This is a genomic window from Kitasatospora sp. NPDC088351 (genome assembly GCF_040685575.1).
Lineage (GTDB): Bacteria > Actinomycetota > Actinomycetes > Streptomycetales > Streptomycetaceae > Kitasatospora.
This window is the reverse complement of the sequence record NZ_JBFBIL010000097.1, coordinates 1-14,999: the sequence shown is the minus strand read 5'-3', so window position 1 is coordinate 14,999 and position 14,999 is coordinate 1. Positions and strand designations below refer to the sequence as shown.

General features: G+C 75.0%; 11 protein-coding genes and 1 pseudogene. 5 read left to right on the top strand and 7 right to left on the bottom strand.

Annotation, left to right across the window (positions count from 1 at the left end):
- Both AB0P06_RS35625 and AB0P06_RS35620 read right to left on the bottom strand, forming a co-directional pair.
- Positions 1-260 (bottom strand): annotated as a pseudogene (locus AB0P06_RS35625) (hypothetical protein); the annotation flags it as partial.
- Positions 261-1,308: 1,048 nt separating this feature from the next.
- On the bottom strand, positions 1,309-2,457 hold the full coding sequence (locus AB0P06_RS35620; RefSeq protein WP_363614931.1) for a Voldacs domain-containing protein: 1,149 nt from the start codon (positions 2,455-2,457) through the stop codon (positions 1,309-1,311).
- A gap of 365 nt (positions 2,458-2,822) precedes the next feature.
- Between AB0P06_RS35620 and AB0P06_RS35615 the strand changes: the two genes are divergently transcribed.
- Positions 2,823-3,110, top strand: coding sequence for a hypothetical protein (locus AB0P06_RS35615; RefSeq protein WP_363614929.1), 288 nt, complete (start codon positions 2,823-2,825; stop codon positions 3,108-3,110).
- 223 nt (positions 3,111-3,333) lie between these two features.
- Here the strand turns inward: AB0P06_RS35615 and AB0P06_RS35610 are convergent, their stop codons facing one another.
- The 5 genes from AB0P06_RS35610 to AB0P06_RS35590 all read right to left on the bottom strand — a co-directional run bounded on the left by AB0P06_RS35610 (position 3,334) and on the right by AB0P06_RS35590 (position 7,272).
- On the bottom strand, positions 3,334-3,603 hold the full coding sequence (locus AB0P06_RS35610; protein WP_363614927.1) for an integrase: 270 nt from the start codon (positions 3,601-3,603) through the stop codon (positions 3,334-3,336).
- Positions 3,604-3,795: 192 nt separating this feature from the next.
- Positions 3,796-4,650, bottom strand: coding sequence for a shikimate dehydrogenase (locus AB0P06_RS35605; protein ID WP_363614925.1), 855 nt, complete (start codon positions 4,648-4,650; stop codon positions 3,796-3,798).
- A gap of 1 nt (position 4,651) precedes the next feature.
- A complete protein-coding gene (locus tag AB0P06_RS35600) occupies positions 4,652-5,713 on the bottom strand; it encodes a 3-dehydroquinate synthase family protein (protein WP_363614923.1) in 1,062 nt (353 codons plus the stop codon).
- A gap of 99 nt (positions 5,714-5,812) precedes the next feature.
- Positions 5,813-6,832, bottom strand: a complete 1,020-nt coding sequence (locus AB0P06_RS35595) for an ROK family protein (protein WP_363614921.1) — start codon at positions 6,830-6,832, stop codon at positions 5,813-5,815.
- Positions 6,832-7,272, bottom strand: coding sequence for a type II 3-dehydroquinate dehydratase (locus tag AB0P06_RS35590; protein WP_030397945.1), 441 nt, complete (start codon positions 7,270-7,272; stop codon positions 6,832-6,834). Before AB0P06_RS35590 ends, AB0P06_RS35595 begins: the two co-directional genes overlap by 1 nt.
- A gap of 163 nt (positions 7,273-7,435) precedes the next feature.
- Between AB0P06_RS35590 and AB0P06_RS35585 the strand changes: the two genes are divergently transcribed.
- From AB0P06_RS35585 to AB0P06_RS35570, 4 genes are all read left to right on the top strand, one after another.
- Positions 7,436-8,602, top strand: a complete 1,167-nt coding sequence (locus tag AB0P06_RS35585; protein ID WP_363614919.1) for a DegT/DnrJ/EryC1/StrS family aminotransferase — start codon at positions 7,436-7,438, stop codon at positions 8,600-8,602.
- Positions 8,603-8,610: 8 nt separating this feature from the next.
- Positions 8,611-9,717, top strand: coding sequence for a Gfo/Idh/MocA family oxidoreductase (locus AB0P06_RS35580; RefSeq protein WP_363614917.1), 1,107 nt, complete (start codon positions 8,611-8,613; stop codon positions 9,715-9,717).
- Positions 9,718-9,879: 162 nt separating this feature from the next.
- Positions 9,880-10,596, top strand: a complete 717-nt coding sequence (locus AB0P06_RS35575; protein WP_363614915.1) for an HAD-IA family hydrolase — start codon at positions 9,880-9,882, stop codon at positions 10,594-10,596.
- A gap of 371 nt (positions 10,597-10,967) precedes the next feature.
- Positions 10,968-14,999: AMP-binding protein (locus tag AB0P06_RS35570; RefSeq protein ID WP_363614912.1), on the top strand; the 4,032-nt coding region annotated here is incomplete at its 3' end.

Below are 14,999 nucleotides of genomic sequence, written 5' to 3'. Positions count from 1 at the left end.
GCGAGCTGCGCCTCGGGCCTGCCGGTGAGGAGGGACTCGGCGGGAAGGAGGCCGACCATCGGGTCGATCCCCTTCACCGTGAATTCGTCGTACCCCGTGCCGAACGGCTCGTCGTCGTCGCGCAGGAAGGTGGCGGCGTGGTCGGTGGTCCACTCGATGCGGTCGGCGCGGCGCGGTCGGCGGATGACCAGGGGCGTCCGACGTTGTGGTGCAGGCGGCCGGCCGGGACCGCGTCGCCGAGTGCGCTGGAGAGTGTGCACGGCATGCGGTGGACGGTGACCCTTCCGCGGCCGTGGGTGAGCTGGTGGTCGGCGAAGGTGCGGATGTGGGGCCGGCGGAAGTCGTCGAGGCTGATGGTGCGGAAGGCGGGGATGAGGTCGTCGTACACGTGCCTGCGGTAGTGGGAGGCGGTGGTGGGAGGCGGTGGTGGGCTTCAGTTCGGCCTGTTTGGCGTGGAACCAGTCGTCGAGGTAGTCGGCGACGCTCTGGTCGGGGTTGTGGGGGATGCCGGTGCGTTCGCCTTCGAGGTGGCGGTGCAGGGCCTTTTTCGCGGCCTTCTTCTTGAGGTAGCCGCCGCGGCGGATGGTGCGGCGTGGCCGTCGACGGTGAAGGTCCAGGTGCCGTGGTGGGGGTCGGTGGCGAGGAGGGGGCAGCGGGCGCCGAGCTGTTTGCGGTGCTGGTCGCGGCAGTCGCACCGGCGGTAGACGCGGCCGCGTTTGGCGGAGGAGCGCATGGTGATCACTTCACGGCGGGTCGTGGTCGTGCGGGCTCTTCCAGTCTCGTCCCGTGCGGGCGCACTGCGGCGGACGACGGGACCACCGTGCGACCACCGAAGGCATTTGGTGCCTCTGACCTGGTGTGATCCCTTGACCTGCGTTCAGATTGCCTGTGGCTTCCTTGAGCAGCTCGCGGCCTTGTGGATCACGTCCGGCGCCCCGGCATCCGGGCTGCGAGAGGTATCTGGGATGCTCTGAGTCTATCGAATTCCTCCGAATGTCGGAGGGGGCGGGAATCCTCATTCCCCGCCCGCAGGGCTGCTCGGCCCGTTCCGGTGGGTGGTGGAATTCCGGCCCCTTTCCGGGGTTGCGGAATTCCCGAACCTGATTGAACGCCAGACGTGCACGCTGGGGCGGTTACGCTGAGTAGTATCGGCCGGGGTTCGGGCGCGCGCGTCGACGGCCTGGGTGAACGTGCGGTTGCCGACAGGTCGGCGCGTGTCACGCGGAGTCGCCGAGGGGAGCGGGTGGCCAGCCCCCCGTCGTCACCCTGGGTGATTGTCGAGGGGGTGCGTCGGGTTCGGGTGGTCGGTCACGTGAGCCGGTCGCGGTGGCGGGTTGCGGTTTCGCGGACGAGGTGGGCGAAGCGTTCGCGGCCGTGGCCCTGGTGCTGTTCGGCCTGTTCGTCGTTCCGGTCCTCCGCCTCGTCGGCATCGGCGTCCTCTTCATCGGGGTCGTCGTATTCCTCGTGGAGGAGCTGGCAGGCGTGGATGCCGGTGAGGAGGTCTTCGAGGAGGTCGCGGGCGGGGCGCCTGGGGTCGAGGGGGGTGAGGCGCAGGCCGGTGTCCTCGGGGTCGGTGTCCGGGCCGGTGTGTTCGGCGAGGTCGTCGTCGAGGTCTTCGAGTTGTTCGCGCAGGCCCGCCGGGTCGGGGAGGAGGCCGTCGGCGATGTGGAGGGCGTGGCGTACGAGGCCGGTGACGGCGTCGTAGGGGGAGATGCCTGCTTCGAGGAGTTCGAGGACGAGGGTGGGGGTTTCGTGGGGGAGGGCTTCGCTGTTGTCGGCTTCGAGGAGCAGGGTGGTGGGGGAGTGGCCGGTGGCTTCGGCGGTGACCTCGGCGGCGGCCGCGAGCCAGTGGGCGGCGGCGACGGCGGCGGCGGTGGGGTCGATCTCGGTGAGGAGGGCCGCGGGGCCGAAGGGGTTCTGTTCGAGGAGGCGGTCGGCGGCGGCGACCTGGACGGGGGAGGCGCCTTCGCGGCTGAGGAGGACGGCCTGGCGGGCGCGGCCGGTGAGGTCGCCGAGTTCGGCGTTCTCCACGGCGGCGAGTTCGGTGGCGGTTTCGGCGAGGACGGCGTCGGTGAGCTCGCGGTCGTCCAGGGTGTGGAGGGCGCGGCCGGCGCGGTGGGCGGATTCGACGAGGGGGCTGTAGGAGACGTCGAGCATGCCGTTCTGGGGGAGGTTGGGCCGGGTGATGGCGAGGGGGACCTCGTCGAAGGCCTTTCGCTCCTCCGAGCGGCGCCAGCCCTCGGAGTTGGGGTCCTGGGAGGAGGCGGCGCTGGCGGGGTGGGTGTAGGTGCGCCACGCGGCCTCGGACAGCTGGGTGAGCGCACGGGCCAGGCCCAGGAGCACGGAGGTGCCGGTCCCAGCGGGGAGGACGCCGATGCGGGTGGCGAGACCACCCTCGCCGGTTCCCCAGGTGGCGATCAGCTCGTGTCGTTCGGGGTCGATGCTGTACCGGGTCATGAAGCCCTACCTCCGGTTCGTGATTCTGCCAGCACATCGCCAGGCCACAAGCCATTCTGACGTGCCGACAGGTTCGGCGGCCCCGGGGACGTCGAAGAGCGGGGCAGCAGCGGTCTTCGGACAGGAGACGGGTGGAGCCGCGGAGGGGCCGCCGCCGGCGGTAGGACGAGGTGGCGCACCTCGCGGCGTCGGCTGTCGTACAGGCGCAGGAGCTGGAGCAGCGTGCGGTGTCGGACTGCCCGCTGGAGGGAAGAGCCGGATACACCGCTACGGTGCAACCGCTCTGGGCGGGTTGACTCCGAGCGAACGACTCTTGGGCCGACGCGCGGGCCGACGCTCCTCGGCCCGCGGGCAGGGGAACGCTCATGTCGCTGTCGTATCCACAGGACCGTACGTGTCCCTACCAGCCGCCGTCCGGCTACCTGTCGACCGACGGGCCGGTGAGTCGGGTGACGCTGTACGACGGCCGCGCGGCCTGGCTGGTCACCGGGCGCGCGGAGATCCGCACGCTGCTGGCCGACCCGCGGGTGTCGGCCGACCGCACCAACCTGGACTTCCCGATCGTCTCCGAGCGCATGGAGTCCATCCGCCGGCAGCCACGCTTCGCGTTCCCCGCGATGGACTCTGTAGGGTTCCAAAAGTCCCGCATATGAGCCGAACTGTGTTTTCGTCAGCTGCTCTGGTCTTCGTCAGGCGGTGTTGCGGTACTCGTGGATGAGTCCGTCGAGGACGTCGTGGCGCTGGATCCGCTGGGCTGGGAACGGGATGACGTCGGGGTTGTCGGCAGGAGCGCGAAGTTGCAGCGCTCGGTGCGGCCGGGGGTCGTCCCGTGCGCACGGGTTTCTGCTTCCATTTCCAGCGGAGCAGTCGGCGGTGTCAGGTGAGCAGGGTGCCGGGGGTGACCAGGCGGTGCCGACGGAGCCTGCCCGGCAGGTGCCGGGCGAGAGCGGAGAGCACCGCGCGGTCCGGCCAGGAAAGGCGTGGCCGGACGCCGAGCCGACGGCGCAGCACCGTGTTCTCGTGGCGTAACGCGAGGATCTCGGCGTCCTTCGCCCCCCCCGAGCGGGAGAGCAGCAGGGGCAGTCCCAGGAGCCGGAGAAAGACCGGGTAGAGCATGCGCAGCGCCATACAGACCGAGCCTGCCATGATCACCTGGAGCTGCAGAGTACCTGTTCAGGGGCATTGCGTCACTCATGGCACCCCACAGGGCGGGCCCGGTGGATCCTGGGGGTTCCGTCCCGCCGGGCACGCCCCCGTGCCCCGTTTCTCCCGCCTGTCCTGCGGGTCCAGCCCGTCCCGCCCGTTCCGGGCTCTCCGGCGGTTCCGGAGGAACGGGGGTCACCCCGGAAGGCGGAAGAAGGAGCGGTAGAGCGGCAGTTGCTCGGCGAGCATGTGGATGCCGGGGTGGGTGGCGAGGCCGAGGGCGGCGGCGGTGCGCAGCAGCGGGGTCTCGGCGGGCGTCATGATGATGTCGGCGACCAGCGCGCCGGGCGCCAGTGCTGCCGGGTCGAAGGGGAGCGGGTCGGCCGGGTCCAGGCCCAGCGGGGTGGCGTTGACCGCGAGGTCGACGCCGGAGGGCGGGCGCGGGGCGGCGGCCACGCGGCCGGGCCAGCGGGTGCCGAGCCGCTCCAGCAGGGCGTCCACCCGGCCCCGGTCGGGATCGGTGACGGTGAGTGCGGCGGCTCCTTCGGTGAGCAGGGCGGCGGCGATGGCGAGCCCCGCGCCTCCGGCGCCGGCCAGCGCCACCCGCAGCCCGGCCGGGTGGTGCCCCGCGGCGGCCAGGCCCCTGACGAACCCCGCGCCGTCGAAGTTGTCGCCGTACCAGCGGCCGTCCGGCTCGCGGCGCAGCGCGTTGGTGCTGCCCAGCAGGGCGGCGGCGTCGCTGAGTTCGTCGGCGTGCCCGCACATCGCCAGCTTGTGCGGGACGGTGACCAGCAGCCCGTCCAGGTTGGCGACGGCCTTCAGCCCTCGCACGACCTCGTCCAGCCGGTCCGCCGGGGCGTGCGCGGGGACGAGCACGGCGTCCACGCCGCTCGCCGCGAACAGCGGGTTGAGCAGAGCGGGCGCCTTGGCCTGCGCGACCGGGTCGCCGAGCACCGCGAACAGCCGGGTGCGGCCGGAGATCGGCGGCCCGGCGGCCGGCGCGTCGGGGGTCGGCAGGTCGGGGGCCGGCAGGTCGGGGGGAAGGGACACCTCAGGCCTCCCCGGCGGCGCGCGGCATGGCGTCCAGCGTGCGGGCGACCAGTGACTCGGGGACGTCGCTGACGAGTTCGGCGCCGCGCGGGCCGTCCAGGACGAAGGAGAGCCCGTCGACGGCCTTCTTGTCCAGCCGCATGAGGGCGATCAGCGCCCCGGTGTCGACCTCCGGCGGCAGCGCGGTCGACAGCCCGTAGTGGGCGACCACCTCGTGGTGCTCGGCGACCCGCTCGGGGCCGATCCGGCCGAGCGCGCCCGCCAGCCGGCCGGCGAAGACCGTGCCGACGCCGACCGCCTCGCCGTGGCGCAGCCGGAAGTCGGTGGCGCGTTCCAGCGCGTGGCCCAGGGTGTGGCCGTAGTTGAGGATGTGCCGCAGCCCGGCGTCGCGCTCGTCGGCGGCCACCACGGCGGCCTTGCGGGCGACGCTCGCGGCGATCTGCTCGGGCAGCGGCAGGTGGCGGAGGTCCCCGGCGCCGATGAAGTGGCAGCGGGCGATCTCCCCGTAGCCGTTGACGCGTTCGCGCGGCGGGAGGGTGCTGAGGTAGTCGGTGTCGCAGAGCACGGCGGACGGCTGCCAGTACGCGCCCACCAGGTTCTTGCCCTCCGGGAGGTTCACCGCCGTCTTGCCGCCGACGCTCGCGTCGACCTGGGCCAGCAGCGAGGTGGGCAGGTGCACCACTGGCACTCCCCGGTGGTACAGCGCGGCGGCGAGCCCGACCGCGTCGGTGGTGGTGCCGCCGCCGCAGGAGACCACGGCGTCCGCCCGGCCCAGGCCGAACGCGGTGAAGCGGCTGCACAGTTCGGCCACCCCGGCGAGGGACTTGCCGTCCTCGCCGTCCTTCGCCTCCACCACCAGGGTGTCGAGGCCGGTGTCGGGCAGCCACTCGGCGGGCCGGGCGCTGACCACCGCGACCCGGCGGGCGCCGATCCTCGCGAGTACCCCGGCCAGCCGGTGGCGGGCGCCGGGGCCGATCAGCACCGGGTAGCCGCGCTCGCCCAGCTCCACGTCGATGCGCCGCAGCCCGCCGTCCGTGCGGACGAGGGTTTCTGTCGTGGTCAACTCGGCTCCCAGGGCTGGTCGGTGCGGTGGTGTGCGGTGGTGTGTGGTGCGATGTCGCTCGGTGGGGTGGGACTGGGGCGCGCGGGCGCGGGCACGGCTTCAGGACGCGGGCTGCAGCCGCGCCAGCGCGAGGGCGCCGTGCAGCGAGGACCGCCCGCCGAGCACGGCCGGCCGGATCGCGGGGGCCGGGCCGCCGGGGCGGGCCAGCGCGGCGGCGTGCGCCTCCACCCGCGCCGTGAAGCCGGGCAGCCCGTCGGCGAACCCGCCGCCCAGCACGGTCAGTTCGGGGTGGAACAGCTCGCCGAGCGAGACGGCCACCGCCGCCAGCGCGGCGCAGGTTTCCTCGACGGCCTCCACCGCCCACGGCGCGCCCTCGGCCAGCCCGGTCCGCAGCTCCGCGTATTCGACCGGCGCGCCGCGCAGCAGTTCCGCGCGCCGCAGGGTCGCCGGACCGGAGGCGGTGGCCTGCAGGCAGCCGCGCCGCCCGCAGTCGCAGACCGGGCCCCGGCGGTCGACGATCAGGTGCCCCGCCTCGCAGGAGCCGCGCCCCGGGCCCGGCAGCGGCGTGCCCTCGTGCACGACACCGCCGCCGACGCCCGTCCCGACACCCAGGTAGACCACGTGCCCGGACCCGGCGTGCACCGCCTCGGCGAGCGCGGCGAGATCACCGTCGTCCGCCCAGGCCAGCGCCGCGGTGGGGAAGAGCCGCCGCAGCGCCGGGACGAGGTCGAAGCCGCGCCAGCCGGGGCGGCCCGGCCAGGCGAGCACCCGGCCGTCCGGGCCGATGGTCGCGGGCACGGCCACCCCGACCGCCGTGAAGTCGCCCTCCCAGCGCTCCCGCAGGTCGGCGACCGTGCCGGCCAGCGCCGTCCAGTCGGCGTAGACGCCGGCCACCCGGGCGCCGGGCCAGCGCAGCACGGCTTCCTCGGTGCGGACCGGCCCGCCGGGCGGGCCGTCCTCGGCGCGCAGCGCCACCTTGGTGCCGCCGATGTCGATGCCGAGCACGCCCCGGGCGGCCGTCGGGGCCTGAGCCGTCGGGGCCTGAGCCGTGGGGCCCTGCGCCGCCGCGGCCCGCGTCGTCGTGGTGTCCCCTGCCGGGGTTCCCGTCGCGAAGCCCATCAGGACGCCGGGACCTTCGCCAGCAGCGCCTGCGCGGCGAGCCGGTAGCCGAGCGCGCCGAGCCCGACGATCACGCCCGAGGCGAGCGGCGCCAGTACCGACTCGTGCCGGAAGGACTCGCGCGCCCAGACGTTGGACAGGTGCACCTCGACGAACGGCCGCGGGTAGGCGGCGAGCGCGTCGCGCAGGCCCCAGCCGGCGATCATCAGCGCGCCCGGGTTCACGATCGCCCCGACGGAGCCGTCCCAGGCGTCCTGCACCGCCTCGATCAGCTGACCCTCGGACTCGCGCTGGACGGAGACCACCTTCCAGCCCCGGCCGGCCACCTCGGCGGCGACCGCGGCCTCGATGTCGGCCAGGGTGTCGGTGCCGTAGACCTCCGGTTCGCGGCGGCCGAGAATCCCGAGATTGGGGCCATTCAGCAATAGCAGTTCGCTCATATTCCGGTTATAGCAGCGAGTTCCCCGGGCGAACCCCGAAGAGGGCTACCGGACTGCAGGACAAGGGCTTTCTAGGGGGGTGTGTAGGGGAAGTGACGGGCCGCATTTCCTGGGTTAGCGTGCCGTTCCACGGTCCCCCCTACAGGAAAGGCTGCGCGGAATCATGAGTGCCCAAGGACGTCCGGCCCCGGAGTTCCCGGTCTGGCCGCAGTACGACGATGCCGAGCGCGAAGGACTGCTCAGGGCCCTGGAGCAGGGCCAGTGGTGGCGGATGGGCGGCAAGGAGGTCGAGACCTTCGAGCAGGAGTTCGCCGACTACCACGGCGCCGCCAAGGCGCTCGCCGTCACCAACGGTACCCACGCGCTGGAGATCGCCCTCCAGTTGCTCGGTGTCGGCCCGGGCACCGAGGTCATCGTGCCCGCGTTCACGTTCATCTCCTCCTCCCAGGCCGCCCAGCGGCTCGGCGCCACCGCGGTGCCGGTCGACATCGACCTCGACACCTACAACCTGAGCCCCGAGGCGGCCGCCGCCGCGATAACCCCGCGGACCCGCGCGATCATGCCTGTCCACATCGCCGGCCAGATCGCCGACCTGGACGCCCTCGACAAGCTCGCCGCCGACTCGGGCGTCTCGATCGTGCAGGACGCCGCGCACGCCCACGGCGCCCGCTGGCGCGGCCGCCGGGTCGGCGAGCTGGGCTCGATCGCCGCGTTCAGCTTCCAGAACGGCAAGCTGATGACGGCCGGCGAGGGCGGCGCCGTCACCTTCCCGGAGACCGCCCAGTACGACGAGGCGTTCCTGCGGCACAGCTGCGGCCGCCCGCCGACGGACCGGAAGTACTACCACCAGACCTCCGGCTCCAACTTCCGGCTCAACGAGTTCTCCGCGAGCGTGCTGCGCGCCCAGCTCGCCCGCCTGGACAGCCAGATCAGCGTCCGTGAGGAGCGCGCCAAGCTGCTCAAGAGCCTGCTGACGGAGATCCCCGGCGTGGTGCCGCAGGGCCACGACGAGCGAGCCGACCGCGTCCCGCACTACATGGCGATGTTCCGGGTGCCCGGCCTCGGCGAGGACAGGCGCAACGCCCTGGTCGACGACCTGATCGCGCGCGGCCTGCCCGCCTTCGTGGTCTTCCGCGCCATCTACCGCTCGGACGGCTTCTGGGAGTCGGCCGCGCCCGACACCACCGTCGACGAGCTGGCCAAGGCCTGCCCCAACAGCGAGGCGCTCACCGCCGACGGCATCTGGCTGCACCACCGCACCCTCCTCGCGAGCGAGCGGGCGATCGAGGACACCGCCCAGATCATCGCCGACGCCCTGGCCGCGGTGTGAACGCGCGGGTGAGCACCGCCGGACGGGGGCCGGCCGCCCCGGTACGGGTGGCCGTCGTCGGCCTCGGCTGGGCGGGCCGCACCATCTGGCTGCCCCGCCTGACGGCCCACCCGGCCTACCGGGTCACCGCCGTCGTCGAGCCCGGCCCCGGCGGCGCGGAGCACGTGCCGTCCGGCGCCGCGCTCCTCGCCGGCGCCGACCTGCTCGGCCCCGATGTCGACCTCGCGGTCGTCGCGGTGCCCAACCACCTGCACACCCCCGTAGCCGAGCGCCTGCTCACCCGCGGCATCCCGGTGTTCCTGGAGAAGCCGGTCTGCCTCAGCGCCGCCGAGGCGGACCGGCTGGCCGCCGCCGAACGCGCCGGCGGGACCGTCCTGCTGGCGGGCAGCGCCGCCCGCTACCGGCCGGACGTCGCCGCCCTCACCGAACTGGCGGCGGACCTCGGCCCGATCCGCCACGTCGACCTCGCCTGGGTCCGTGCCAGCGGTGTCCCCGACGCCGGCGGGTGGTTCACCAGCCGGCGGCTCTCCGGCGGCGGCGCCCTGGTCGACCTCGGCTGGCACCTGCTGGACACGGCCCAGGCCGTGCTCGGCGGCGGCGTCCGGTTCCCGTCGGTGCTCGGCTCGCTCTCCGCCGACTTCGTCAACGACGGCAGGCGCGGCGCCGGCTGGCGCGGCACCGAGGGGCCGGACGGCGCGGGCGACGTCGAGGACACCGCCCGCGGCTTCCTGCTCACCGACACCGGCGTCTCGGTGGCGGTGCGGGCGAGCTGGGCCTCCCACGAGCCCGTCGACACCACCCGGATCACCGTGGAGGGCGCCACCGGTTCCGCGACCCTGGAGTGCACCTTCGGCTTCAGCCCGAACCGGCGGGTCCCGCGCCTCACCCGGACCCGCGACGGCGTCACCACCGAGGTCCCGCTGCCCGGGGAGAGCGTCGGCACCGAGTACGTGCGCCAGCTCGACGAGCTGCCCGCCCTGCTCGCCGACCCGGCCTCGCGCGGCGCGGCCGTGAACCGCGCCCACCACACCATCTCGGTCATCGAGCGGCTCTACGCGGCGGCCCGCGCCCCGCGGCCGCGGCTCGCCGACGAGGCCGCGGCCCTCGCCGTCTGACCGTCGTCGGCGTCCGACCGCCGTCCCCGCCGTTCCCCGCCGAGCCGCGGCTCCACCCGAGCAGCCCCGTGTCCCGGCCCCGGAGGCCGTGCCCATCTCGTCGGCCCCGGGGCGTCAGGCCCGGTCACCCGTCCGGGCAGCCCCTCGTCCCATGGAGATCCCATGCCGATCGACCAGCCCGCAGCCACCGCCCCGACCACCAGGCCCGACGGCCACGCGCTCGCCGCCTCCTCCCCGCTGCGCGCCGTGGTCTTCGACCTCGACGGCGTCATCGTCGACAGCTTCGACGTGATGCGCCGGGCGTTCCTCACCGCCTACGAGGAGGTGGTCGGCGACGGCAACCCGCCGTTCGAGGAGTACTGCCGCCACCTGGGCCGCTACTTCCCGGACATCATGCGGATCATGGGGCTGCCGCTCGCCCTGGAGGAGCCCTTCGTCCGGGAGAGCTACCGGCTCGCCCCCCAGGTCACCGTGCACGCCGGGGTGCGGGAACTGCTCATCGACCTCAACCGGCGCGGCATCCGGCTGGCCGTGGCCACCGGCAAGAGCGGCCCCCGGGCCCGCTCGCTGCTCGACCAGCTCGGCCTGCTGCACCACTTCGACCACGTGCTCGGCTCCGACGAGGTCCCCCGGGCCAAGCCCGCGCCCGACATCGTGCTGCGCGCCCTGGAACTGCTCGACGTGCCGGCCGAACGGACCGTCATGGTCGGCGACGCCGTCACCGACCTGGCGAGCGCCCGGGGCGCCGGGGTCGGCGCGATCGCCGTGCTGTGGGGCGAGACCGACGAGGCGGCGCTGCTCGCCGAACGGCCCGACGCGGTGCTGCGCCGGCCCGACGACCTGCTCGCCCTGCTGCCCGAACCCGTCCCGGCCCACTGACCGGCCGCGAGCCCGGACCACCCGGCCGCCCGACCGGCCGGGCCGGTCCGCCCTCCCCTCCCCGCCCCGCCCCGCCGCGCCCGGCGGGGCGGCGCCGTTCCCGCCCACCGTGAATAGGGCCCGTATAGGGGGTCGGATAGGGGCGGCCCGGAGCCCCCGCCGCACGAGACTGTGACCGGCGGGAATTCGCGCACGGCCGCCCCGGAAAGTCCGCCCGGCAATGCGCCGGCCCCGTACCGCGAAAATCCGGCCCGGAAATGGAATCCCATTCCGCCGCCGCCCACCCCTGGTGCCAGGCGGAAATCTAATGCCCCCCGCCCGAGGCCCGAACCGAGTCGACCCGAACCGAACCGACCCAAGGAAGTGACGGCATGTTGCGCACCGAGCTGATCCGGCCGCTGCCCGAACTGCTGGCCGAGCACGCCCGCGACAGCTCGGACAAGACCGCGTTCCGCGACGCCGTCCGCGGCGTGACCTACGCCGAGCTCCACGCCCGCACCGGCCGGATCGCCGGCCACCTCGCCGACCTGCGCCTCCAGCCCGGCGACCGGGCCGCGATCCTGCTCGGCAACAGCGTCGAGGTGGTGGAGGCCTACTTCGGCATCCTGCGCGCCGGCGCCATCGGCGTCCCGCTCAACCCGCACGCCACCGAGGCCGAACTCACCCACCTGCTGGACGACAGCGGCGCCCGCGTCGTCATCACCGACGCCGCCCGCGCCGCCGGCCTGGACGCCCTCGCCCGCGGCCGGGCCGACCTGCGGGTGATCGTCACCGGCGAGGGCCCCGTCCCGGCCGGCACCCTCTCCTTCGAGACCCTGGCCGGCACCGACCCCGCCACCCCCGCGCGCGACGACCTCGGCCTCGACGACCCCGCCTGGATGCTCTACACCTCCGGCACCACCGGCCGGCCCAAGGGCGTGCTGTCCACCCAGCGCAACTGCCTCTGGTCGGTCGCCGCCTGCTACGTGCCGGTGCCCGGCCTGAGCGCCGAGGACCGGGTGGTCTGGCCGCTGCCGCTGTTCCACAGCCTTTCCCACATCGCCTGCGTGCTGAGCGTCACCGCCGTCGGCGCCACCGCCCGCATCCTCGACGGCTTCGCCGCGCGGGACGTCCTGGAGGCCGTCCGCGAGGAGTCCGCGACCTTCCTGGCCGGCGTGCCCACCATGTACCAGCAGCTGGTGCGCGCCGCCCGAGAGGACGGCTTCACCGCGCCGGCCCTGCGGATGTGCCTGGTCGGCGGCGCCATGACCACCGTCACGCTGCGGCGCTCCTTCGAGGAGGCGTTCGGCGCGCCGCTCATCGACGCCTACGGCTCCACCGAGACCTGCGGCTCGATCACCGTCAACTGGCCCACCGGCGCCCGCGTCGAGGGCTCCTGCGGCCTGCCCGTCCCCGGCCTGGGTGTGCGCCTGGTCGACGTCGAGACCGGCCTGGACGTCGCCGACGGCGAGGAGGGCGAGGTCTGGGTGCGCGGCCCGAGCGTGATGCTCGGCTACCACAACCAGCCCGAGGCCACCGAGCAGGCGCTGCGCGGCGGCTGGTACCACACCGGCGACCTCGCCCGGCGCGACGGCTCCGGCTACTTCACCATCACCGGCCGGATCAAGGAACTCATCATCCGCGGCGGCGAGAACATCCACCCGGCCGAGGTCGAGGAGGTGCTGCGCGGAGTGCCCGGCGTCGCGGACGTCGCCGTCGTCGGCAAGCCCCACGAGGTGCTCGGCGAGGTGCCGGTGGCCTTCCTGGTGCCCGGCCCCGGCGGCCTCGACCCGGAGGCCCTGCTGGCCGCCTGCCGGGAACGGCTCTCCTACTTCAAGGTCCCCGAGGAGCTGTACGAGACGGAGCGCATCCCGCGCACCGCCTCCGGCAAGATCACCCGGCACGTGCTGCTCGACGCGCCCGCCCGGCTGCGGGCCGCCGGCGGCAGCCACTACGAGCACCTGTTCCGCGTCGACTGGCTGCCGCTCTCCTCCGTCCCCGGCGCCCGCCCCGCCGCCGGCACCTGGGCGGTGCTCGGCGCGGACGCCTTCGGCCTCGCCGACGCCCTCGGCGCCGCCGCCCACCCCGACCCGGCCGCGCTGGCCGCGGCCGGCCCGCTGCCCGATGTCGCCGTGCTCGGCGTCGGCGCCGGCCTGCGCACCCCCGGACCGCTCGCCGCCGATGTCGAGGACGCCGTGCGCGCCCTCGACGGGCAGCTCACCGCCTGGCTCGCCGAGGAACGGCTCGCCGACACCGCGCTGGTCGTCGTCACCCGGGGCGCCGCCGGACCCGGCGGCGCCACTGACCTCGTCCAGGCCGCGCTGCGCGGCGTGGTCCGCGCCGCCCGGGTGGCGAACCCCGGCCGGTTCCTGCTGGTCGACCTCGACGCGGAGGAGAACGCCGCCGACGCCCTGGCCACCGCCGTCGCCTCCGGCGAACCCGAACTCGTCGTCCGCTCCGGCGTGGCGCTGCGCCCGCGCGCCGCCCGGGTGTCCGCCGCGCTCGCCCACGGCGAGCCCGGCGCCCGCTTCGACCCGCGCCGCGCCGTCCTGGTCACCGGCGCCGACGGGCCGGCCGCCGCCGCCGTCGCCCACCACCTGGTGGCCGGCCGCGGCGTGCGCCGGATCCTGCTCACCAGCCCCCACGGCCCCGCCGACCGGGCCGCCGCCGAACTCGCCGAACGGCTCACCGCCGCCGGCGCCGAGACCACCCTCAGCGCCCTCGACCTCGCCGACCGCGACGCCCTCGCCGACTGGCTGGCCGGCCCGGGCACGCGCTTCAACGCCGTCGTCCACACCCCCGGCGCGGCCTTTCCCGGCCTCGGCGCCGCCCTCGCCGCCGCCGTCAACCTGCACGAACTGACCGCCGGCACCGAGCTGTCCGCCTTCGTCGTGCACACCCCCACCGTCGGACCGCTCGGCACCCCCGGCGCCCCCGGGGAGGCCGCCGCCGCGGCGTTCCTCGACGCCCTCGCCCACTACCGCAGCCGCCACGGCCTGCCCGGCCTCGCCCTCATCACCGGCCCCGCCGACGGGGACGGACGCCCCGTGCCGCCCGGCCTCGGCCGGCTCACCGCCCAGGAGAGCGCCGCCGCGTTCGACGCCGCCCACCTGGCCGACCACACCTCCCTGCTGCTGCTCCGGCTCGACCCCGAAGGGCTGGACGCCCTCGCCCCGCGGGACGTCCCGGCCCTGCTGCGCGACCTCATCGACACCCCGGCCGGCCCGAGCGCCCCGGACACCGCGACCGCCGCCGCGCTGCGCCGCCGCCTGGCTGGCCGCCCGGCCGCTGACCGGCAGCGCGAACTGCTCGACCTCGTCCTCGCGGAGACCGCCGGGCTGGCCGGCGACGGCCCCGACCCGATCCGCCCCGACGGCCCGTTCAAGGACCTCGGCTTCACCTCCGCCACGGCCGTCGAACTGCGCGGCCGCCTCACCGCGGCCACCGGCCTGCGGCTGCCCGCCACCCTCGCCTTCGACCACCCCAACCCGACCGCCGTCGCGGCCTTCCTGGTGAACACGCTGACCGGCCGTCCGGCCACCGCCGCCCGGCCCGCGCCCGTACCGCGCACCGTGCCGCCCGCCGAGGACCCCGTCGTCATCGTCGGCGCCGCCTGCCGCCTGCCCGGCGGCGTCGCCTCCCCGGCCGACCTGTGGCGGCTGGTCGCCGAGGGCACCGACGCGATCACCCCCTTCCCCGCCGACCGCGGCTGGGACCTCGACGCCCTCTACGACCCGGACCCGGCCGTCCCCGGCACCTCCTACGCCCGTCATGGCGGATTCCTGCACGACGCGGGCGAGTTCGACGCCGGCTTCTTCGGGATCTCGCCGCGCGAGGCGCTGGCGACGGACCCGCAGCAGCGGCTGCTGCTGGAGACCTCCTGGGAACTGCTGGAGCGCGCGGGCATCGACCCGACCTCGCTCAAGGGGCAGCCGGTCGGCGTCTACGCGGGCCTGATGTACCACGACTACGCCACCGACCTCGCCGAGGTCCCGGACGGCCTGGAGGGCTACCTCGGCACCGGCAACGCCGGCTCGGTCGCCTCCGGCCGCATCTCCTACACCCTCGGCCTCGAAGGCCCTTCGGTGACGGTGGACACCGCCTGCTCCTCCTCCCTGGTGGCCCTGCACCTGGCCGCCCAGGCGCTGCGCGAGGGCGAGTGCACGCTCGCCCTGGCCGGCGGCGCCGCGATCATGGCCCGGCCCACCTCCTTCGTCGAGTTCTCCCGCCAGCGCGCGCTCTCCGCCGACGGCCGGGCCCGCGCCTACGCGGACGGCGCCGACGGCACCGCCTGGGCCGAGGGCGTGGGTCTGGTGCTGCTGGAGCGGCTGTCGGACGCCCGGCGCCTGGGGCACGAGGTGCTGGCCGTGGTCCGGGGTTCGGCCGTCAACCAGGACGGTGCGTCCAACGGTCTGACCGCCCCG

Excerpts from the sequence above, each read along its gene's own strand:
- AB0P06_RS35620 (WP_363614931.1), bottom strand. The coding sequence starts at position 2,457 with ATGACCCGGTACAGCATCGACCCCGAACGACACGAGCTGATCGCCACC.
- AB0P06_RS35615 (WP_363614929.1), top strand. The coding sequence starts at position 2,823 with ATGTCGCTGTCGTATCCACAGGACCGTACGTGTCCCTACCAGCCGCCG.
- AB0P06_RS35610 (WP_363614927.1), bottom strand. The coding sequence starts at position 3,603 with ATGGCAGGCTCGGTCTGTATGGCGCTGCGCATGCTCTACCCGGTCTTT.
- AB0P06_RS35595 (WP_363614921.1), bottom strand. The coding sequence starts at position 6,832 with ATGGGCTTCGCGACGGGAACCCCGGCAGGGGACACCACGACGACGCGG.
- AB0P06_RS35590 (WP_030397945.1), bottom strand. The coding sequence starts at position 7,272 with ATGAGCGAACTGCTATTGCTGAATGGCCCCAATCTCGGGATTCTCGGC.
- AB0P06_RS35585 (WP_363614919.1), top strand. The coding sequence starts at position 7,436 with ATGAGTGCCCAAGGACGTCCGGCCCCGGAGTTCCCGGTCTGGCCGCAG.
- AB0P06_RS35575 (WP_363614915.1), top strand. The coding sequence starts at position 9,880 with ATGCCGATCGACCAGCCCGCAGCCACCGCCCCGACCACCAGGCCCGAC.